Source organism: Arthrobacter sp. PvP023, from assembly GCF_017832975.1.
Taxonomy (GTDB): Bacteria; Actinomycetota; Actinomycetes; order Actinomycetales; family Micrococcaceae; genus Arthrobacter.
In genome coordinates this window covers 65404-85166 of record NZ_JAFIBI010000001.1, presented here as the reverse complement: position 1 = coordinate 85166, position 19763 = coordinate 65404, and the positions used below count along the sequence as shown (strand labels likewise).

The following is a 19763-nucleotide window of genomic DNA, read 5'->3' as shown; positions in this document are numbered from 1 at the left end:
TCAGGATTCCTTGACGATGATGCTGCCTACCTGGGTGGCGATGCGCCGCATGTCCTTGGTGACTTCCACCAGCTGGTTGGCAATATCCCGGTTCCGGGCGTATTGGGCCCATTTCATGTCCTTGATCATGTCCGCAACCCACACCCGGTGGGTCCGTTCCGCCCGCTTGGCCAGGCGGAGGATCTCGATCCAGTAGTCCTCCAGATCGTCCAGGTTGTTCAGCTGCCGCATGGCGTCCACGGTGAGTTCGGCCTGCCGGCTGATGATCTCGAGCTGGTCCGCGGCGCGCTTGGGAAGGCGTTCGAGCTTGTACAGGGCCACCAGTTCCGCTGCGGCGTCCAGCTTCTCCATGGCCTCGTTGAGGTAGCGGGAGAGGGCGTACATGTCCTCGCGGGGGAGCGGATTCACGAAGCTGGTGCGCATGTGGGTCAGCAGCGCGAAGTGCAGCTCCGCGGATTTGGCCTCGTGATCGTGCATGTCTTCAACCAGGCGGTTGTGCTCGGTGGCCGGGACGCCGAGGATTTCGGCCAGCGTCGCGGTGGCGAGGACGATCTGGCGGGCCATCTGCGAGAGCAGGTGCAGCCCTGCGGGCTCCTGCGGAAACAGGCGGAGCTTCACCTTCGGGTTCCGGCGAAGGCAGGGAGCGGCAGGGAATGTGGCCCACGGGCCATGTGACTTGACGTTGACCCGCACATGGGGATTACTTTACCGGCAGATCCACGCGGGCATAAAAGTGGTGCCGAACCGGATACGCCTCTCGGCGGTAGGCCGCTCTAGGCGGCTAAATGTTGAAGCCCGGGGGTTTCGCGGTTCGGCACCGGTTTCAGTTTTCTACTTTGGCTGAACCAAGTCAACATTGACAGCCGGGCCCCTCCGTGCGTAACAGTGGCGGACTCGTTGAGCAGGCCGCGCCGCACGGATGCCTCGCGGCTCGCCTCAGTCCAGTTCGCCGAGCCGCCAGGCGTTTGCCGCGTGCTCCAGGTCCTCGGCGGTCTTCACCAGGAGGTGGGAATTGCGGGTCAGTTTGCTGGCGTGGCTCTCGTTGCTGTGCTCGGCGCCGTCGGCCAGGGTGGCCTGTCCCAGCGCAACCACGCGGCAGAACGCGGCAGAGCGTTCCAGCGCGACGTCGAACTCGCCGTCGAACGCTCCGGAAAGGATGGCGTCCGCCATCGTCTTCATTTCGTCCGCTCCCGGCGGCTCGGCAGCGCCGGCCACCACATTGGAAACCTGCGCGGTGTCCTTGCCGGCCTTGAAGTACACGGAGATCCGCTCGGGGTCCTGGATGGTGGCGGCCCGCAGCGCGTAGAGCCGCCAGAGTGCGCCGGGCAGTGACCTGGCCGGGCTTTCCGCCCACATTTCTGCGATGGCTTCCAGACCCTGCTCGTCCGCAAGCTTGACGAGGCGCTTGGTCACCTTGGGGTCGTCGCTGTCGCGGCCGTGGCGCACCAGCGCCTGGGCGGCAAGGTGCGCCGCCTCGGAGACCCGGGCAGGGTCTGCGCCGCCTGCGAACGGCTCAAAGTCGATGGGCGCAAAAGGCTTGGGCTTGTGGTGCCGGTTTGCACCGCCGTAGGGCTTGGATCCAGCTTGCTCGCTCATGCCCCCACGCTACTCCTGTGCTGTTCTGTTATCGAGCTTGCCGCCGGGCTGCTTAAGGAGTATTGGGGGAAGCGCTGGCGGCCATTGTTGATGTTTGGGCGTCACCGTTAACGCACGACGGCGCCGCGCGCCGTTGTGTCAAAGCTGCCCCCGGCGTGGGGTACAGTATTTAACGTCCAGAAATGGACTGGGCTGATAGTTCGTTGAGGTGCGCATCCGCGCATATTTACGGCAGTCAGCTGGGGCCTTTAGCTCAGTTGGTAGAGCATCGGACTTTTAATCCGTGGGTCGTGGGTTCGATCCCCACAGGGCCCACTCTTTTAGCGAAGAGTGGAAAACCTCCGGCTTCCTGGTGACAGGAGGCCGGAGGTTTTTTGTTGCCCGGAACTGCCTGCCCTTATGTGCATCGACCATTGTCGATATGCTGTGCGGGTGAAGTTTCTCCAGAACGCACCCCGCTTCCTGTTTTTCACCGGGAAGGGCGGCGTGGGCAAGACCTCCGTGGCGTGTGCAACAGCGCTCACCCTAGCCAGGGCCGGCCGGAAGGTCCTGCTGGTCAGCACCGACCCCGCGTCCAATGTGGGACAGGTCTTCGGCGTGACCATCGGGAACACCGTCACTGCCATCCAGGACGTACCAGGTCTCTCTGCGCTGGAAATTGACCCCGAACAGGCCGTCGAAGCCTACCGGGAACGGATCATCGCGCCCGTCCGCGGACTCCTGCCCGAGACTGAATTGGCCGGCATTGCGGAGAGCCTCTCCGGTTCCTGCACCACGGAGATCGCCTCGTTCGATGAATTTACGAACCTGCTCGCCGACGACAGCTCCTACGGGGAGTATGACCACATCGTCTTCGACACCGCCCCGACGGGCCACACGATCCGGCTGTTACAGCTGCCCGGCTCGTGGACCGATTTCCTGGCAGCCGGCAAGGGGGACCCGTCCTGCCTGGGCCCCTTGTCGGGGCTCGAGAAGCACAAGCAGGTGTATGCCAAGGCAGTCCAGGCACTCACGGACCCGGCCAGGACCCGGCTTGTGCTGGTCAGCCGTGCGCAGACATCATCGCTGGGCGAGGTCGAGCGGACCTATCTGGAGCTCAACCGGATCGGGATCGGCAGCGGTTACGTCGTTGTCAACGGCGTCCTGCCCGAAGCGGCAGGGGAGGAGGACCTGGCGCAGGCCCTGCGCGCACGGGAGGCTGCGGCCATCGCAGCCATCCCCGACGCGGTCGCCGGCCTGCCCCGGGATGTCCTGGACCTGAAACCGGGGAATATGGTCGGCATTGCGGCGATTGAGTCCCTGTTCACGCCCACTTCCGGCGCCCACATTGCTGATGACGCCGCGCCGGGCCCCGAGATTGAGGACGCCCCCCTGGCTGCCCTGGTCGACGAAGTGGAGCTCGGCGGGCACGGCCTCGTGATGTGCATGGGCAAGGGCGGGGTCGGGAAGACCACCGTCGCGGCCGCCATTGCGGTCGCCCTGGCCAAGCGCGGGCATGCGGTCCACCTCACCACCACCGATCCCGCAGCCCACCTCACCGAGACACTCCATGGCTCCATCCCGGGCCTGAAGGTCTCCCGCATCGATCCGGAAGCGGCCATCCAGGAATATCGAAGCCATGTGATGGAGACCAAGGGCCGGAGCCTGGACGATGACGGGCGCGCGGCCCTCGCTGAGGACCTGATGTCCCCGTGCGCGGACGAGGTGGCTGTGTTCCGGCAGTTCTCCAGGGTGGTGCAGGAATCCCGCCGGCACTTCGTAGTGATCGACACGGCGCCGACCGGCCACACCCTGCTGCTCCTGGACGCCACCGGCTCGTACCACCGGGAGATCGCGCGACAGGTCGGCGACACGATGGGGTTCGTGACTCCGCTCATGCGGCTCCAGGACCCGGCCCGGACGAAGGTAGTCCTCGTTACCTTGGCCGAAACAACGCCGGTGCTGGAAGCCGAAGAGTTGAAGAGCGACCTGGAACGAGCCGGAATTCATCCATGGGCCTGGGTCATCAACAACTCGATCGCCGCCGCGCACCCCCGGACGCCGTTCCTGCGGGCCCGTGCCGCGAGCGAAATCGAACAGATCATGAAGGTGCGCACCCTGACGGACCGGGTGGCGCTCATTCCGTTGCTGGCCGAAGAACCCGTCGGCGAGGAGAAGTTGTCGGCCTTGACCGCCCTAAGCTGCCTGCCTGCCTGAGGTGGGGCCCCACCCGGCTTCCACGGACTACTTTTCCGCCGCCGGACTGTGGATCACAGGGACGTCAGGAGGCCTGCCGTCTGTTCCATGGCGCCGGGAACGAGGGAGTAGTAGGCCCATGTGCCGCGCTTCTCCCGGTGCAGCAGGCCGGCGTCGACCAGGATCTTAAGGTGATGCGACACGGTGGGCTGCCCTAGGTCCAGCGGCTCGGTGAGATCGCAGACGCAGGCCTCCCCGGACCCGCCGCTCTTGACGATGGATAGCAGCCGCAATCTGTTGGGATCGGAGAGGGCCTTGAACACGAGGGCCTTGCGCCGGGCATCCTCAGCACTGAGGACAGGCCGGCCGGACGGTGCACAGCAGCCCTCGTCGAGGGCCGGCTCAACAGTTTGCAGAGAATTCATGGGTCTATTATGCACACAGATTGACATTCATCGATATAGTTGGGAATACTTCATATCGACAACCATCAATCTTTTCGCAGAGCGACACAAACGCAGCACAGGAGTCCCGTGAGCACCCAGACCGTTTCTTCGCCCACCCGTGAAGGCGAGGCTGCCGTCGTTGGCAAACTTTCCACCCTGGACCGCTTCCTGCCGGTGTGGATCATCGCAGCCATGGTCCTGGGCCTGCTCCTGGGCAGCTTCATCCCCGGCCTGAACACCGCACTCGAGGCAGTCAAGGTGGGCGAAGTTTCGCTGCCGATCGCCATCGGGCTGCTGGTGATGATGTATCCGGTGCTGGCGAAAGTCCGCTACGACCAGGCACACCGCGTGGTCGGGGACCGGAAGCTCATGATCACCTCCCTGGTGCTGAACTGGGTCCTCGCCCCGGCGTTCATGTTTGCCCTGGCCTGGATCTTCATTCCGGATCTGCCCGAGTACCGGACCGGACTGATCATCGTGGGTCTGGCCCGCTGCATCGCCATGGTGATGATCTGGAACGACCTCGCCTGCGGGGACCGCGAAGCCGCCGCCGTGCTGGTTGCCATCAATTCCGTCTTCCAGGTCATCGCGTTCGGCGCTCTTGGCTGGTTCTACCTGCAGCTGCTGCCGGGCTGGCTGGGCCTGCCCACCACCAGTGCGGACTTCTCCTTCTGGGCCATCACCGCTTCCGTCCTGGTCTTCCTGGGGATCCCGCTGCTGGCCGGCTTCCTTACCCGCACGATCGGAGAAAAGGCCAAGGGCCGGCACTGGTACGAAGGAACGTTCCTGCCGAAGCTCGGACCGTGGGCGCTATACGGCCTGCTGTTCACCATCACGCTGCTGTTCGCCCTGCAGGGCGGGACCATCACTTCCCGCCCGCTCGACGTCGTCCGGATCGCCCTGCCCCTGCTGGTCTACTTCCTGGTGGTCTTCGGCGCTGGCATGCTGATCGGAATGTGGCTCGACCTGGGCTACGCCAAAACCACCACCCTGGCGTTCACCGCCGCCGGCAACAACTTCGAGCTCGCCATCGCCGTGGCGATCGGCACCTTCGGGGTGACCTCCGGGCAGGCCCTGGCCGGCGTCGTCGGACCCTTGATTGAAGTCCCGGTCCTTGTTGCACTGGTCTATGCGGCCCTCTGGGCCCGCAAGCGCTACTTCACCTCGAGCCCCCTTTCCGTCTGATCCAGAAATCCCAGGAGAAACCGATGAGCACCGAAACCGCCAAGAAGCCCTCCGTCCTGTTCGTCTGCGTCCACAATGCCGGCCGCTCCCAGATGGCCGCCGCGTTCCTCACCACCCTGTCCAAGGGCGCCATCGAGGTCCGCTCCGCAGGTTCCCAGCCTGCCGACAAGGTCAACCCGGCCGCCGTCGAGGCAATGGCCGAACTCGGCATCGACATGTCCGCCGAAATCCCCAAGGTCCTCACCACCGAGGCCGTCAAGGAATCAGATGTCGTGATCACTATGGGCTGCGGTGACACCTGCCCGATCTTCCCCGGCAAGCGCTATGAAGACTGGGAACTCGAAGACCCGGCCGGCCAGGGCGTGGATGCCGTCCGCCCCATTCGGGACGACATCAAGGCCCGCATCGAGGACCTCATCGCCTCCCTTGCCCCCGCCGCCAAGTAACCGCCCGAACCTAGGAGACCTTCCATGAGCACCGAAGTGAGCACCGAACAGCTGATCATCATCGGATCCGGCCCCGCCGGCTACACTGCGGCGATTTACGCCGCCCGCGCAGGCCTGAAGCCCCTGGTCCTGGCCGGCTCGGTAACGGCCGGCGGCGCCCTGATGAACACCACCGAAGTTGAGAACTTCCCGGGCTTCCCCGCCGGCATCCAGGGCCCCGAACTGATGGACGGACTCCAGGAACAGGCGCAGCGGTTCGGCGCGCAGGTGGTGTTCGACGACGTCACTGAAGTGACGCTGACCGGGCACCTCAAGCGCGTGGTCACGGGCGGCGGTGACATCCACGAGGCGCCTGCCGTCATCCTCGCGACGGGTTCCGCCTACAAAGAACTCGGCCTGCCCGAGGAGAAGAAGCTCAGCGGCCACGGTGTCTCCTGGTGCGCCACCTGCGATGGCTTCTTCTTCCGTGACCAGGACATCGTTGTCGTCGGCGGCGGGGACTCCGCCATGGAGGAAGCCACCTTCCTGACCCGCTTCGCACGGACCGTCACCGTGGTGGTCCGCAAGGGCGAACTCCGCGCCTCCCGCATCATGGCGCAGCGCGCCAAGGACAACCCGAAGATCAGTTTCGCCTGGCACTCCGCCGTCACCGCCATCCACGGCGACCCCAAGGTCACCGGCATTACGCTGACCGACACCCGGACCGGTGAAACCCGTGAACATGCCGCTACGGGCATATTCGTGGCGATCGGACACGTGCCCCGCACCGAACTCGTCGAGGGCCAGGTCGACCTGGATGCCGAGGGCTACATCAAGGTGGACTCGCCCACCACCGTCACCAACCTGACCGGCGTCTTCGCCTGCGGGGACGCTGTGGACCACCGTTACCGCCAGGCCATCACCGCTGCAGGCACCGGGTGCGCCGCCGCCCTCGACGCCGAGCGCTACCTCGCCGCCCTGGATGATGCGGACAGCATCGCGACCGCCCTGGTCGAGGAACCCACCCACGCCTGAATTGGCCCCCGCCGGATGAAACAGAGGACACCATGGATGTAACAACAATCCTTCCCGTAGCTGTCATCGGAGCCGGGCCCATCGGCCTCGCCGCGGCAGCGCACCTGATCGAACGAGGTTTGGAGCCGCTGATCCTTGAGGCCGGCGCGGCCCCTGCCTCCGCCATCGAGCAGTGGCGCCACATCCGGCTTTTCTCGCCATGGCAGTACAACACTGACGCTGCAGCCGCCCGCCTGCTCGCCGGGACCGGGTGGGAATCACCGGAGCCGACGGCGCTGCCCACCGGCGGTGAATTCATCGATCACTACCTCACCCCCTTGGCCGCACTTCCCGCCATCGCGTCCCGCTTGCACACGGGCGCCCGTGTGGTGGCTGTGACCCGGCACGGCATGGACAAAACCCACAGCCGCAACCGGAACACCACACCCTTCGTGGTCCGGGTGGAACACGCCGACGGCGAAGTCCGCGACTACCGGGCTGCCGCCGTCATCGACGCCTCCGGCACTTGGTCCACCCGCAACCCGCTCGGCACCTCCGGCCTGCCGGCCCTCGGCGAGGCTGATGCGGCCGCCCGCATCTCCTCCCCGCTGCCTGACGTGCTGGGCCGTGACCGTGCAGCCTTTGCCGGGCGCACCGCCGTCGTCGTCGGGGCCGGCCACTCGGCCGCCAACACCCTGATCAATCTCTCCGAGCTCGCGGCCCAGGTGCCCGGGACGAAGATCGTGTGGGCCATCCGCGGCACCTCCGCTGCCAAGGTCTACGGCGGCGGTGACGCTGACGGCCTTGCTGCCCGCGGCCAGCTCGGCAGCCGGCTCCGCGGCCTCGTCGAGTCCGGTGCCGTGGAACTTCACGCCGGCTTCGGGATCGCATCCCTGACGGCTGCCGAGGGCGCCGTCACCCTGACCTCAACCGACGGCCGCACCCTCGAAGCCGACGTCGTGGTTCCGGCCACCGGCTTCCGCCCGGACCTGGGCATCCTCCGTGAACTCCGGCTGGAACTCGACCCCGGTGTGGAAGCCCCGCGTGAGCTCGGCCCGCTGATCGACCCCGAATTCCACTCCTGCGGCACGGTCGAACCCCACGGTGCCAGGATGCTGGCCCACCCGGAAGCCGACTTCTACATCGTGGGCATGAAGTCCTACGGCCGTGCCCCGACCTTCCTGCTCGCCACCGGCTACGAGCAGGTACGCTCCGTCACCGCAGCCTTGGCAGGGGACCGGAAGGCTGCCGACACCGTCCAGCTCGAGCTGCCCGAAACCGGTGTCTGCTCCTCCGATATCGGCACCAGCTGCGACATCCCCGCGGTCCAGCCTGCAGGTTTTGTGGCCGAGACCTCCGGCGGCTGCTGCGGAACGCCCGAGCCGGTCCTCGTCGGATTCCCCACGGGCCTGGCCCACGGCCGCTCCGCCGACAGCTGACCTCCTTCCGAAGCTTTCACCAACCGACCACACTGGAGTACCGACATGACCGACCACCCTGAACACCGCCCGGACCGGCAGGACAAAAAGCCCGGCGTCCTGTTCGTATGCAGTAAGAATGGCGGGAAGTCCCAGCTCGCCGCCGGACTGATGAACCAGCTCGCCGCCGGTACCGTCACGGTGCACTCCGCCGGGACGAAACCCGGCAAGTCGCTGAACCCCCAGTCCGTGGACGCGCTGGCAGAGCTCGGCATCGACATCACGGGGGAACACCCCAAACCCGTCACCGACGACGTGCTGGACGCCGTCGACGTCGTCATCGTCCTGGGCAACGAGGCGAAAGTCGAAGCCCACGCGGGCAAGCGGCTTGAGGTCTGGGATACGGACGAGCCCTCCGAGCGCGGCATCGAAGGCATGGAACGCATGCGCCTGGTCCGGGATGACATCAGGGCCCGCGTCCGGAAGCTGTATGCGGAGCTCACCGGTAAGTGACCGTGCCGGCGCCCGCTCCCGCCCGGATCCTCGTCGCGGAGGGTGCACCGCGCGGCGGACTCGCCGCGATGTGCGTCACCCAGACCACCGCGTGGGGCGCGCTGTACTACGCCTTGATCGCGGCAGTCCCGCGCATCAGCCAGGACACTGGCTGGGGCCCGACCGCCGTGACGGGCGCGTTTTCGGCCGGCCTGCTGGTTTCCGCGGTGGCCGGGATCTCCGTCGGCAGGATCCTCGACAGGACCGGGCCCCGCAGGCTGATGATCGGCGGATCCCTCATCGGAGTGCTGGCCCTGGCCATGGTGTCGGTGGCACCGAACCTGCCCGTATTCTTTGTGGCCTGGCTGCTCGCCGGCGCCGCGCAGGCCGCCGTGCTGTACCAGCCGGCCTTCACGGTGATCAGCCGCTGGTACGGGCCCGCGCGCATGCGGCCGCTGACGGTGCTGACCCTCGTCGCCGGGTTCGCATCCACCATTTTCGCGCCCTTCACCGCGGCCCTGAGCTCCGCGTTCGGCTGGAGAGGCGCCTTCATCATCCTCGCCGGGATCCTGGGGATCATCACCGTGCCGCTCCATGCCCGCTACCTGAACCGGGACTGGGCACCGGCCGTTGTCACGCCACCTGCGGCTGAGCGACGGGACGCAGTGCGCACCATCAGGCGCAGTGATGAATTCCTCGGCTTGCAGGTCCTCATGCTCCTGTTGTGCCTCGGTCTTTATACCGTGACGCTGAATGTCATCCCCCTGCTGATCGAAAAGGGAGCCGACTACACCACGGCCGCGTTCGGGCTCGGCCTCGTGGGCGCCGGACAGGTCGGCGGACGTCTGCTGTTCGGCACCATCCCGCCCGGCGCGCGGCTGCCGGTCATCACCGGTACCGCCACCGGCGCCGTCCTGCTCCTCGCCGTCATGCCCGGGCCGGTCCCCGCGCTGATGGCCGCCGGCATGCTCGCGGGTGCGGTCAGAGGGTGCCAGACCCTGCTGCAGGCCACTGTCATCGCTGACCGGTGGGGAACACAAAATCTTGGCACCTTGCAGGGACTGTTCGCCGCGCCGCTCACAGCTGTCACCGCCATCGCCCCGGCCGCCGGACCTGCACTGGCAGCCTGGCTCGGAAGTTACACAAACATGGCCTACGCCGCGGCCGCCGCCACGGGGACCGCAGCCGTCATCGCCGTCGTCGCCTCACGACGCCCGCGGACGATCTCTTCCTAAACCCGCCCCGCTAGCGCCCGCTATTTCCCGGTCAGCGTCCAGGAGCGCTTGGAGAGCCCGAACCAGAAGCCGTCGATAGCCGTTTTGGCGTTTAGGTCGCCGGACCCGTAGGCGGCACCGAGGGCCACATAAAGCGGTGCCCAGTGCTCGCTGCGCGGATGCGCCTCCAACGCTGCCGGTGCCTTGTGCAGGAAATCCAGGATCGAATCGACATCGCCGGCCGCCATGGTTTCCTGGGCCCAGTGGTCGAATTCGCTCGAAGCGGCCGGCGGCGCGGTGTCCGGGCCGCCGGCCGGGTTGAACCAGCGCAGGTTGTGCGTGGTGAAGCCGGAACCGACGATAAGCGTGCCGCGGTCCCGCAGCGGGGCCAGCGTCTCGCCTAGATTGAACAGGCCTTGCGGATCCAGGGTGGGCATGGACATCTGGAGCACCGGGATATCAGCTTCCGGATACATTTCCACGAGCGGCACGTAGGCGCCGTGGTCCAGGCCGCGTTCCTCGTCGCGTTCCACGTGGTGGCCATGGGTGGAAACGAGCTTCTCCACCTCATTGGCGAGTTCCACCGCCCGGGGGGCGTCGTAGCTGACGTCGTAGTACTTCTGCGGGAAGCCCCAGAAGTCGTAGACGAGTCCGGGGTTCCGTGTGGTGGCGCTGAGGGTCACCGGGGCGTTTTCCCAATGTGCGGACACCATCAGGATGTCCTTCGGCTTGCCGAAGGCGCCGGACCAGGCGCTGAGCTCACTGGTCCAGCGCGCGTCGTCGGCCAGGGGAGGCGCGCCGTGGCTCAGGAAGAGAACGGGCGGGCGGTCAAGTGTCTGCGTCATATCTCCATTCTAGGAGCTTTTACTTGAATCTTCAACCATTAGTCCGGGCCGGATCGGGAAGTGGCCGGCGAGGCCGTCGACGCCCGGAGTAATTGTTGGGCGCCAGGTTTCGCCATCGTCACCGAGCAGGCCTGGCTGTCCTTCGCAAAGACGGCTTCAGGTACCGGCCTCGCGGCGTCGATGCCGCACACGGGGTCCGTGTCGCTTGACTACCCCGTTGCCCTCACCGCCGCGGGCAGGGCGCACGGCGATGCCGCCGCTGACGCCGCCAGCGCCCTGGCGTCCGCGATGGCAACCGAGGAGGGAAAGAAGGCGCTCGCCGACAGCGGCCTCAGGCCCGTGGGCGGCAGCCGCACCCCGGAGCAGGCGGGCGTGGGCAGTGTCGCGGCCCTGAAGCCTGCCTCACCGGAATCCGTGGAGCGGGCGCTGAAGGGCTGGTCCCTCCAGGCCATCCCCTTCAGGTCGCTGGTGGTCATGGACGCCTCCGGCTCGATGAACTTCCAGGCTGGCAAACAGACCCGCATGCAGCTCACGCAACAGGCAGCCATAGCGGGCAGCAAGCTGTTCCCCGACACCGCCGCTTTGGGGATGTGGGCGTTCCCATTGGACTGGGAGGCGGCAGCCAGGACTACGTAGAGCTCGATCCCATCAGGAAGATGGACCAGGTTGTTGGCGGGGTCACGCAGCGGGACCGCCTGGTTGCGGATATTTCCGGGCTGGACAAGAGGACCGGCGGCGCCAGCTATGTTGCGAGGAATCCGGCGGACATCCCGACCGTTTTCGCGGATGCGCTGCAGGCTCGCGCACAATAGCTTCATGGCCAACAGCAGCGAGCGGCGCCTTCCGCGACTTGAAGATGTAGCGGAACGCGCCGGCGTCTCGCACCAAACGGTATCCCGCGTCATCAACAACCACCCCAACGTGAGCAAGGTAACCAGGGAGCGCGTTGAGGCGGCCATTGCCGAGCTGGGATACCGGCGGAACACCGCGGCGCGCAGCCTGGTGACGCGGCGTTCGCATACCATCGGCGTCCTGGCCAGCGAGTTGTCCCAGTACGGACCCGCCAACACGCTGCTCGGCGTGGAGCAGGCTGCCCGCGATGCCGGCTACTTCGTGAGCATCGCGGCCATCCGCGAGGTCAGCGCGGAATCGATCGCCGATGCCGCGCGCCATTTTATGGACCAGGGTGTGGACGGCATTGTGGCCCTGGTGCCGCACGCCGGAACCCTGCAGGCGTTGGAGCAGCTGAACCTGGACGTGCCCGTGGTGGTGGTGGGCTCCAGCGGTGAGGGCCGGTTCAGCGGCGCCATGGTGGACCAGAAGATGGGTGCGCGGCTGGCCGTCGCGCATTTGATCGAGCAGGGCCACCAGCGAATCGGACACATATCCGGACCGCAGGACTGGATCGACGGGTCGGAGCGGACCGAAGGCTGGCGTGAGGCGCTGGCGCAGGCGGGACTGGCTGACGACCTTCTCGTCGAGGGGGACTGGAGCGCGGGCAGCGGCTATGGCATCGGCCAGAAGCTCGCCATCGAGCGGACCGCCACCGCGGTATTCGTGGGCAACGACCAGATGGCGCTGGGGGTCTTGCGCGCCTTCAGTGAAGCGGGCGTGCGGGTGCCCCAGGACGTCTCAGTGGTGGGTTTCGACGACCAGCCGGAAGCCGGCTATTTCACCCCGCCGCTCACCACTGTCCGCCAGGACTTCGAGGAGCTTGGCCGCCGCTGCATGGATATGATGCTGGCGCTGCTGGAAGACGGCGCGGCGGCCGGAACAACCGTGGTGGAACCTCGGATAGTGGTGCGTGCAAGCACGGCCCGACCGGACGCCAGTCCCCGCTGACGGCGCCCTTCCCGGCAATATGCCGGGCGCTGCCTCCCGGCCCCCGCGAGATCCTTTTCAAGAAATTTATATGCATGTGCATCCAGATTTGATGCTGCGCCGGTAGTTAGGGGTGTAAGCACAATTGCCCGCCAGCCGGGCCGATGAAGGAGAAGGACATGCGCACAAGCATTTTCACAGCCGGCGCCGGAGCAGCCGCAATCGCGGCAGCAATCGCTCTCGCCGGCCCGGCCCAGGCGGCCGACGGAGACGCCCGGCTTTCGGTGCTGCACGGGGTTCCCGGGCTCACCGTGGATGTCTGGGTCAACGGCGACCGCACCCTTGACGATTTCGCTCCCGGAACCCTTGCCGGGCCGCTCTCGCTGCCGGCCGGAGCCTACGAACTCGCCATCACTGCCTCGGACGCCGCCGATGCGTCGGCTCCTGTCATCGGTCCAGTCACCGTGACGCTCGCCGCGAGCGGAAACTACACCGCAGTAGCCAACCTCGACGCGGCGGGCAAGCCGACGGCGAACTTCTTTACCAATGACGTCTCGCAGATCGCGGCAGGCAAGGGCAAGCTGACCGTCCGGCACGCAGCTGCGGCGCCTGCCGTGGATGTCCTTGCCGGCGGAACAGCCGTTGTTTCCAACCTGGCCAACCCCAGCGAGCAGACTCTCAGCCTGGACCCCGCCACCATCTCCGCAGCAGTGGCGGCGACCGGAACCACCACGCCGGTGATCGGCCCTGCTGACGTCACTGTGGCCGAAGGCACGCACACCATTGTCTACGCCTGGGGAAGCCTGGCGGACAGCAATCTCCAGCTGGCCGTGCAGACCATCGAGGGGCTGCATTCGGCGCCGGGCTCGGTCCCGGGAGCCCGTGACGGCTCGTCCGGGACCTCAGCGGCAGGACCGGCCGTCGTGACGGTCGGGTTCGGTGCCGCAGCCCTTGCGCTGCTCCTCGGGGGCGTGGGTGTAGCCCGCACCATTGCCGCCCGGCGGGCAGGCTAGCAAGGCGGTACGGCAGCAGGAGGCCCGGCCGCCCGACGCGCGTCGGACGGCCGGGCCGCAGTCCTCATCAACCAACGTTGCAAGCCCTGACGGTGCTTGCCTCGGGGAAGGCCGGTCATGAAGCCAGGCACCGCGACGGCAGGGGCGTCCCGCCGTCGTTATTCCTTTCCGCCCAAGGCTGCCGCCGTGGCCGCAGCGGCGCTCCTGCTCGCGGCGTGCGCTCCCTCCGTGCCCGTCCCGCAGCCCTCGGCGGCAGTGACGAGCGAAGGTGCCTTGCCGGCCGCGACTCCGTCCCCGCCTGCCGCGGCACCTGGCGCCTCGCAGCATCCTGGTCAGAATAAGGAATCCATTCCGCAGCGGCCGGCCAGCCTGCCGGCAGCTGCTGAGGCGGCGCCGGCCCCGATATCACTCTCTGTGGCCGGAACGTCCATCAACATGGCAGTGGTGCCGGTAGGGGTCTCATCCGACAGGGCCATGGAGATCCCTGAGGCCTTCGACCAGGCCGGGTGGTACAGGTTCGGGCCGGCCCCCGGAGCGGCTGCCGGGACAGCGGTGATCGCAGGGCACATTGACACAACCTCCGAGCGGGCGCCCTTTTCGCAATTAAAGACACTGGCACCGGGGACTGCGGTCCAGGTGGGACGCCTGGGCGCGCCCGCGCTGAACTACCGGGTGGTCAGTGTGGAGCTGATGGCCAAAGATAGCTTCGATGGTGATTCACTTTTCCGCCGTTCCGGTCCGCATGAACTCAAAGTGGTCACCTGCGGGGGCAGGTGGCTGCAGGAGCGAATGGACTACAGCGACAATGTGATTGTCACCGCCGTCCTTGAGTGAGCGGTGCTCCTTCGGAACTCCTTTCTCTGTTGACTTTCTGTTTGTTAGCGCTAACAATTAAGGCAACCGCAGAGCGGCGGAGACTATGGGAGGAATTGATGGACGTCACAGCAGACGGTTCAGACAACTACGTGATCGGCGTCGACTACGGCACGCTGTCCGGGCGGGCCGTGGTGGTCCGGGTCCGGGACGGCAAGGAACTGGGCAGCGGCGTGTTCGAATATCCCCACGCCGTGGTCACCGACTCCCTTCCGGCGGACCTGGCGGGCGACGGCGCCGAACGGCTTCCCGGGGAATGGGCCCTGCAGGTGCCGGATGACTACCGCGAGGTGTTGCGCCGGGCGGTGCCCGCTGCCATTGCCGACGCAGGGATCGCCCCGGCCGCCGTGGTGGGCATCGCCACCGACTTCACCGCCTGCACCATGGTCCCGGTCAGGGCCGATGGCACACCGTTGAATGAACTTTCCGGCTTCGCGAACCGGCCGCACGCCTATGTGAAACTGTGGCGCCACCATGCCGCCCAGCCGCAGGCGGACCGGATCAACGCCTTGGCCGCCGACCGAGGAGAAAGCTGGCTGCCGCGCTACGGCGGGCTCATTTCCTCCGAATGGGAGTTCGCCAAGGGGCTCCAGTTGCTGGAGGAGGACCCGGGAGCGTACGCCGCAATGCACCACTGGGTGGAGGCCGCCGACTGGATCGTGTGGCAGCTCTGCGGCAACTACGTCCGCAATGCCTGCACCGCCGGGTACAAGGGCATTTACCAGGACGGCAGATACCCGTCCGAGGAATTCCTGGCCGCCCTGAATCCGGACTTCAAGGATTTTGTCAGCACCAAGCTCGAACACCCCATCGGGCGGCTGGGCGACGCCGCAGGCAGGCTGACGGCCGAGGCCGCGGCCTGGACCGGGCTGCCGGAAGGCATCGCCGTCGCGGTGGGCAATGTGGACGCCCACGTCACGGCCCCCGCCGCGAAGGCCGTGGAGCCCGGTCAGCTGGTGGCCATTATGGGCACCTCCACCTGCCACGTCATGAACGGCGCCGAGCTGCGGGAAGTCCCTGGCATGTGCGGCGTGGTGGACGGTGGCATCGTTGACGGACTGTGGGGCTACGAAGCGGGCCAGAGCGGGGTAGGCGACATCTTCGGCTGGTTCACCAACAACGGCGTCCCGCCCGAATACCACCAGGCTGCCGCCGGGCAGGGGCTGGGCATCCACGAATACCTTACGGACCTCGCCTCCCGCCAGGCCATCGGCGAACACGGGCTGATAGCCCTGGACTGGCACTCCGGCAACCGCTCCGTGCTGGTGGACCATGAACTGTCCGGCGTGGTGGTGGGCCAGACCCTCGCCACCCGCCCCGAAGACAGCTACCGGGCCTTGCTGGAAGCCACGGCCTTCGGCACACGCACCATCGTGGACGCCTTCCGCGACGCGGGAGTTCCGGTCAAAGAATTCATCGTGGCCGGCGGCCTGCTGAAGAACAGGCTGCTCATGCAGATCTATGCCGACGTCACAGGCCTGCCGCTGTCCACCATCGGTTCCGCCCAGGGGCCTGCGTTGGGCTCCGCCATCCACGCCGCCGTCGCGGCGGGTGAATACCCGGACGTCCGCGCCGCTTCGGCTGCCATGGGCTCAGAGCCCGGCGGGATTTATCTTCCCATTCCGGAAAATGTTGCGGCCTACGAAAAGCTCTTCCAGGAGTACCGCACGCTGCACGACTATTTTGGCCGCGGCACCAACAGCGTAATGCACCGGCTCAAAGCCATCCAGCGTGCGGCCAGGCCGTCGTTGGCGGCCATTGACCATGCCACAGAGCCGGTGTCCGCATGAGCCACCTCCTCGAAACCATCGCGCAGGTCCGCCGCGAGGTCTGCGACCTTCACGCCGAGCTCACCCGCTACGAACTGGTGGTGTGGACGGCCGGCAACGTCTCCGCCCGGGTTCCCGGCCACGACCTGATGATCATCAAGCCGTCCGGAGTCTCCTATGCGGACCTCACCCCCGGGAGCATGGTTGTCACCGACCTCTACGGCACCCCGGCGGACGGGGAGTGGGGCAATCCGCCGTTCTCGCCGTCGTCGGACACTGCCGCGCATGCATACGTCTACAGGCATATGCCGGAAGTGGGCGGCGTGGTGCACACGCACTCCACCTACGCCACAGCGTGGGCGGCCCGCGGCGAAGCTATCCCGTGCGTGCTCACCATGATGAGCGACGAGTTCGGCGGCAGCATCCCGGTGGGCCCCTTCGCGCTGATCGGCGACGACTCGATCGGCCAGGGGATTGTGGAAACCTTGCGGAACTCCACATCCCCCGCGGTCCTGATGCAGAACCACGGCCCGTTCACCATCGGCAAGGACGCCAGATCCGCGGTGAAGGCCGCCGTGATGTGCGAGGAAGTGGCGCGCACCGTCCACATCTCCCGCCAGCTGGGCGAACCGCTGCCCATCGACCAGGACAGCATCGAATCCCTCTATGCCCGCTACCAGAACGTCTACGGCCAGTAGCGCCGCAGCGCGCCCGTTTCTTCAGGAGAACCCCCATGAGCAACGCAAACAACACGTCCCTCCAGCAGTACGAGGTCTGGTTCCTCACCGGCAGCCAGCACCTGTATGGCGAGGACGTCCTCAAGCAGGTCGCAGCGCAGTCGCAGGAGATTGCCGCCGCGCTGAACGATTCCTCCGATGTCCCGGTCAAGGTGGTCTGGAAGCCCGTCCTCACTGATTCGGAAGCCATCCGCCGCACCGCGCTGGAAGCGAACTCCGACGATTCCGTCATCGGCGTGACCGCCTGGATGCACACGTTCAGCCCGGCCAAGATGTGGATCCAGGGCCTGGACCTGCTGCGCAAACCGCTGCTGCACCTGCACACCCAGGCCAACGTCGAGCTGCCCTGGGCGGACATCGATTTCGACTTCATGAACCTCAACCAGGCCGCCCACGGCGACCGCGAGTTCGGCTACATCCAGTCCCGGCTGGGCATCCCCCGCAAGACCGTGGTGGGCCACGTGTCCAACCCGGAGGTCACCCGCCAGGTGGGCGTCTGGCAGCGGGCGTCCGCGGGTTGGGCCGCCGTCCGCACCCTGAAACTGACCCGTTTCGGCGACAACATGCGCAACGTGGCCGTCACCGAAGGTGACAAGACCGAGGCCGAGCTCCGCTTCGGCGTCTCGGTGAACACCTGGTCCGTGAACGAGCTCGCCGACGCCGTGCACGGCGCTGCGGAGTCCGACGTCGACGCGCTCGTTGCGGAGTACGAGCGCCTCTACGACGTGGTCCCCGAGTTGCAGGCCGGGGGAGCGCGGCACGAATCGCTGCGCTACAGCGCCCGGATCGAACTCGGCCTGCGGAGTTTCCTTGAGGCCAACGGCTCGGCCGCGTTCACCACCTCCTTTGAGGACGTGGGCGAACTGCGCCAGTTACCCGGCATGGCCGTGCAGCGGCTGATGGCGGACGGCTACGGCTTCGGCGCCGAGGGCGACTGGAAGACCGCCATCCTGGTGCGCGCCGCCAAAGTGATGGGCGCAGGACTGCCCGGCGGAGCTTCGCTCATGGAGGACTACACCTACCACCTTGCCCCCGGCCAGGAGAAAATCCTGGGTGCGCACATGCTGGAGGTCTGCCCGTCGCTGACCGCCACCAGGCCGCGAGTCGAGATCCACCCGCTGGGCATCGGCGGCAAGGAAGATCCCGTCCGCATGGTATTCGACACCGACGCCGGCCCCGGAGTAGTGGTGGCGCTGTCCGACATGCGCGACCGTTTCCGCCTCGTGGCGAATGCCGTCGACGTGGTGGACCTGGACGAGCCGCTGCCCAACCTGCCGGTGGCCCGGGCCCTGTGGTCTCCCAAACCGGACTTCGCCACCTCCGCAGCGGCCTGGCTCACCGCCGGCGCGGCGCACCACACGGTGCTGTCCACCGCCGTGGGCATGGACGTGTTCGAGGACTTCGCCGAGATTGCGAAGACCGAACTGCTGACCATCGACGAAGGCACCACCATCAGGCAGTTCAAGAAGGAACTGAACTGGAACGCGGCCTACTACAAGCTGGCCGGCGGGCTGTAGGAGCTACTCCGCTGTCCGCTCAGCCCTACGAGGCGGGGCGGGCAGCGAGGGTGACTTTGGCTTCCTTGGATTCCGTACCCCGGCGGTAGCCGACGTTAACGGTCTGGTCCGGGTTCTTGCCGCGGAGTTCGGCGAGCAGGTCTTCGGGTGAGGCCAGTTCCTTGCCGTCCAAGGAGACAAGGACGTCCCCGGGCCGGATGCCCGCACGGTCCGCGGGTCCGCCGTCCACCACCGAGAGCACCAGGGCACCGCGGGTGTTTTCGAGTCCCAGCATGTCTGCGATCTGTGAGGTGATCGCATCCGGGCGGAGGCCGATGAAGGCGTGGTCCGCGGTCCCGTCCTCGCGCAACTGCTCGGCTACCCGGACGGCGGTCGCCGCGGGGATCGCGAAGCCCAGCGCCACCGCCCCGGACTGCGGCGGGATGTACGCCTCACTGATGCCGATCACCTCGCCCCGGGCATTCACCACGGCGCCGCCGGAGTTCCCGGGGCTGATGGCCGCATCGGTCTGGATCAGGTCCACCAGCGACTGGCTGCTGGCCGCCGAGCCCGGGATCTCGCGGTGCAAGCCGGAGATGATCCCCGCCGTCGCCGTGTTTTCGAAACCCAGCGGCGAGCCGATCACGATTGCCAGTTCGCCCACCCGGGGGAGTTCGGACTGGAACTTCGCGGCAGGAAGCCCCGTGCGCTTCGCCTCCACGAGGGCCAGGTCCGAAATGGCATCCGTGGCCTTGACGGTGCCCGCAACCCGCTGGCCGTCAGCAAAGGCGATCTCCACGTCGGTGTTGCCCCGCACCACATGCTCGTTGGTGAGGATCAGTCCCTCCGCCGTGAAGACCACGCCGCTGCCCAGCCCGCCGTTGGTGAGCACCGTGACAACGGACGGCTGGACGGTCTCCACGATGGACGGGATGTCCGCGGCTGCCTGCGGCGTGCCCGGCTGGGTGGCAAGGGCTGTCCCGGAGGAGCCTTGAGTTGTGGATCCTGCAGCTGAGGAGGAGGAAGGGGCCGGGCGCTGGTCTGCCCCCGTGCATCCGGCCATGCCGGAGCCAAGGATTGCCAACACGGTCAGGGTTACACCGGCCCGGACGCCAGCCCGGACACGGGTTCCGGCTCGCGATGAGATCATCGGACTCCCTTTCGCTGGCCTGGTTTTTAGAGGCGTCGGCCTCACAGATCTTTGCCCTTAAAGGTAGGCCGCCGGTCCATGAGGGCCATAGGTC

The 19763-nt window shown here is 66.9% G+C and carries 20 protein-coding genes and 1 tRNA gene; 16 read left to right on the top strand and 5 right to left on the bottom strand.

The genetic code is table 11. The features are described 5' to 3' along the window. Positions 1-618, bottom strand: coding sequence for a DUF47 domain-containing protein (locus JOE31_RS00370; protein ID WP_209741627.1), 618 nt, complete (start codon positions 616-618; stop codon positions 1-3). Positions 619-936: 318 nt separating this feature from the next. Further along, positions 937-1596 carry a hypothetical protein gene (locus JOE31_RS00365; RefSeq protein WP_209741626.1) on the bottom strand — a complete coding sequence of 220 codons (660 nt, stop codon included), beginning with the start codon at positions 1594-1596 and terminating at the stop codon, positions 937-939. 242 nt (positions 1597-1838) lie between these two features. On the opposite strand from JOE31_RS00365, the gene JOE31_RS00360 reads away from it, so the two are divergent. Both JOE31_RS00360 and arsA read left to right on the top strand, forming a co-directional pair. Beyond that, positions 1839-1911: transfer RNA gene (locus tag JOE31_RS00360), tRNA-Lys, on the top strand. A gap of 117 nt (positions 1912-2028) precedes the next feature. Beyond that, the gene (gene arsA / locus JOE31_RS00355) at positions 2029-3792 is read left to right on the top strand and encodes an arsenical pump-driving ATPase (RefSeq protein ID WP_209741625.1); all 1764 of its coding nucleotides are present in this window, start codon (positions 2029-2031) and stop codon (positions 3790-3792) included. Between the two features lie 53 nt (positions 3793-3845). Here arsA and JOE31_RS00350 read toward each other — a convergent pair whose 3' ends face one another. Further along, a complete protein-coding gene (locus JOE31_RS00350) occupies positions 3846-4196 on the bottom strand; it encodes a metalloregulator ArsR/SmtB family transcription factor (RefSeq protein WP_209741624.1) in 351 nt (116 codons plus the stop codon). A gap of 108 nt (positions 4197-4304) precedes the next feature. On the opposite strand from JOE31_RS00350, the gene arsB reads away from it, so the two are divergent. Genes arsB through JOE31_RS00320 form a run of 6 tightly spaced genes read left to right on the top strand, consistent with a single transcriptional unit; the run spans position 4305 to position 9986 of the window. Next, positions 4305-5402, top strand: coding sequence for an ACR3 family arsenite efflux transporter (gene arsB, locus JOE31_RS00345; protein ID WP_209741623.1), 1098 nt, complete (start codon positions 4305-4307; stop codon positions 5400-5402). Positions 5403-5425: 23 nt separating this feature from the next. Next, positions 5426-5848, top strand: a complete 423-nt coding sequence (locus tag JOE31_RS00340) for an arsenate reductase ArsC (RefSeq protein WP_209741622.1) — start codon at positions 5426-5428, stop codon at positions 5846-5848. 36 nt (positions 5849-5884) lie between these two features. Then, positions 5885-6862 carry a thioredoxin-disulfide reductase gene (gene trxB / locus JOE31_RS00335; protein WP_209748027.1) on the top strand — a complete coding sequence of 326 codons (978 nt, stop codon included), beginning with the start codon at positions 5885-5887 and terminating at the stop codon, positions 6860-6862. Positions 6863-6894: 32 nt separating this feature from the next. Beyond that, complete coding sequence (locus JOE31_RS00330) at positions 6895-8280, top strand: NAD(P)-binding domain-containing protein (RefSeq protein ID WP_209741621.1); 1386 nt, start codon at positions 6895-6897, stop codon at positions 8278-8280. Between the two features lie 45 nt (positions 8281-8325). After that, positions 8326-8772, top strand: a complete 447-nt coding sequence (locus tag JOE31_RS00325) for a low molecular weight phosphatase family protein (RefSeq protein ID WP_209741620.1) — start codon at positions 8326-8328, stop codon at positions 8770-8772. Continuing rightward, complete coding sequence (locus JOE31_RS00320; RefSeq protein WP_307864341.1) at positions 8769-9986, top strand: MFS transporter; 1218 nt, start codon at positions 8769-8771, stop codon at positions 9984-9986. The genes JOE31_RS00325 and JOE31_RS00320 overlap by 4 nt, the downstream gene beginning before the upstream one ends. 20 nt (positions 9987-10006) lie before the next feature. On the opposite strand, the gene JOE31_RS00315 is transcribed toward JOE31_RS00320, so the two are convergent. After that, a complete protein-coding gene (locus JOE31_RS00315) occupies positions 10007-10810 on the bottom strand; it encodes a dioxygenase (RefSeq protein ID WP_209741619.1) in 804 nt (267 codons plus the stop codon). Between the two features lie 60 nt (positions 10811-10870). Between JOE31_RS00315 and JOE31_RS00310 the strand changes: the two genes are divergently transcribed. The 8 genes from JOE31_RS00310 to araA all read left to right on the top strand — a co-directional run bounded on the left by JOE31_RS00310 (position 10871) and on the right by araA (position 18540). Next, entirely contained in the window at positions 10871-11446 is a 576-nt protein-coding gene (locus tag JOE31_RS00310; protein ID WP_209741618.1) for a hypothetical protein, read from the top strand. A gap of 20 nt (positions 11447-11466) precedes the next feature. Beyond that, positions 11467-11622 carry a hypothetical protein gene (locus tag JOE31_RS00305; RefSeq protein WP_209741617.1) on the top strand — a complete coding sequence of 52 codons (156 nt, stop codon included), beginning with the start codon at positions 11467-11469 and terminating at the stop codon, positions 11620-11622. Positions 11623-11626: 4 nt separating this feature from the next. Beyond that, positions 11627-12652: a LacI family DNA-binding transcriptional regulator gene (locus JOE31_RS00300; protein ID WP_209741616.1), complete on the top strand. Its 1026-nt coding sequence runs from the start codon at positions 11627-11629 to the stop codon at positions 12650-12652. Between the two features lie 158 nt (positions 12653-12810). Then, a complete protein-coding gene (locus tag JOE31_RS00295) occupies positions 12811-13644 on the top strand; it encodes a DUF4397 domain-containing protein (protein WP_209741615.1) in 834 nt (277 codons plus the stop codon). A gap of 117 nt (positions 13645-13761) precedes the next feature. Further along, complete coding sequence (locus JOE31_RS00290) at positions 13762-14478, top strand: class F sortase (RefSeq protein ID WP_209741614.1); 717 nt, start codon at positions 13762-13764, stop codon at positions 14476-14478. A 98-nt stretch (positions 14479-14576) separates the two neighbouring features. Next, the gene (gene araB, locus JOE31_RS00285; RefSeq protein WP_209741613.1) at positions 14577-16307 is read left to right on the top strand and encodes a ribulokinase; all 1731 of its coding nucleotides are present in this window, start codon (positions 14577-14579) and stop codon (positions 16305-16307) included. After that, entirely contained in the window at positions 16304-16984 is a 681-nt protein-coding gene (locus tag JOE31_RS00280) for an L-ribulose-5-phosphate 4-epimerase (RefSeq protein WP_209741612.1), read from the top strand. The genes araB and JOE31_RS00280 overlap by 4 nt, the downstream gene beginning before the upstream one ends. Positions 16985-17019: 35 nt before the next feature. Continuing rightward, a complete protein-coding gene (gene araA, locus JOE31_RS00275; RefSeq protein WP_209741611.1) occupies positions 17020-18540 on the top strand; it encodes an L-arabinose isomerase in 1521 nt (506 codons plus the stop codon). A gap of 25 nt (positions 18541-18565) precedes the next feature. Here the strand turns inward: araA and JOE31_RS00270 are convergent, their stop codons facing one another. Continuing rightward, entirely contained in the window at positions 18566-19669 is a 1104-nt protein-coding gene (locus tag JOE31_RS00270; RefSeq protein WP_209741610.1) for a S1C family serine protease, read from the bottom strand. Positions 19670-19763 lie beyond the last annotated feature (94 nt).

Coding starts and splice junctions, on each gene's coding strand:
- JOE31_RS00365 (WP_209741626.1), bottom strand. CDS start 1,596: ATGAGCGAGCAAGCTGGATCCAAGCCCTACGGCGGTGCAAACCGGCAC.
- JOE31_RS00350 (WP_209741624.1), bottom strand. CDS start 4,196: ATGAATTCTCTGCAAACTGTTGAGCCGGCCCTCGACGAGGGCTGCTGT.
- JOE31_RS00340 (WP_209741622.1), top strand. CDS start 5,426: ATGAGCACCGAAACCGCCAAGAAGCCCTCCGTCCTGTTCGTCTGCGTC.
- JOE31_RS00330 (WP_209741621.1), top strand. CDS start 6,895: ATGGATGTAACAACAATCCTTCCCGTAGCTGTCATCGGAGCCGGGCCC.
- JOE31_RS00325 (WP_209741620.1), top strand. CDS start 8,326: ATGACCGACCACCCTGAACACCGCCCGGACCGGCAGGACAAAAAGCCC.
- JOE31_RS00315 (WP_209741619.1), bottom strand. CDS start 10,810: ATGACGCAGACACTTGACCGCCCGCCCGTTCTCTTCCTGAGCCACGGC.
- JOE31_RS00305 (WP_209741617.1), top strand. CDS start 11,467: ATGGACCAGGTTGTTGGCGGGGTCACGCAGCGGGACCGCCTGGTTGCG.
- JOE31_RS00300 (WP_209741616.1), top strand. CDS start 11,627: ATGGCCAACAGCAGCGAGCGGCGCCTTCCGCGACTTGAAGATGTAGCG.
- JOE31_RS00295 (WP_209741615.1), top strand. CDS start 12,811: ATGCGCACAAGCATTTTCACAGCCGGCGCCGGAGCAGCCGCAATCGCG.
- JOE31_RS00290 (WP_209741614.1), top strand. CDS start 13,762: ATGAAGCCAGGCACCGCGACGGCAGGGGCGTCCCGCCGTCGTTATTCC.
- araB (WP_209741613.1), top strand. CDS start 14,577: ATGGACGTCACAGCAGACGGTTCAGACAACTACGTGATCGGCGTCGAC.
- JOE31_RS00280 (WP_209741612.1), top strand. CDS start 16,304: ATGAGCCACCTCCTCGAAACCATCGCGCAGGTCCGCCGCGAGGTCTGC.
- araA (WP_209741611.1), top strand. CDS start 17,020: ATGAGCAACGCAAACAACACGTCCCTCCAGCAGTACGAGGTCTGGTTC.
- JOE31_RS00270 (WP_209741610.1), bottom strand. CDS start 19,669: ATGATCTCATCGCGAGCCGGAACCCGTGTCCGGGCTGGCGTCCGGGCC.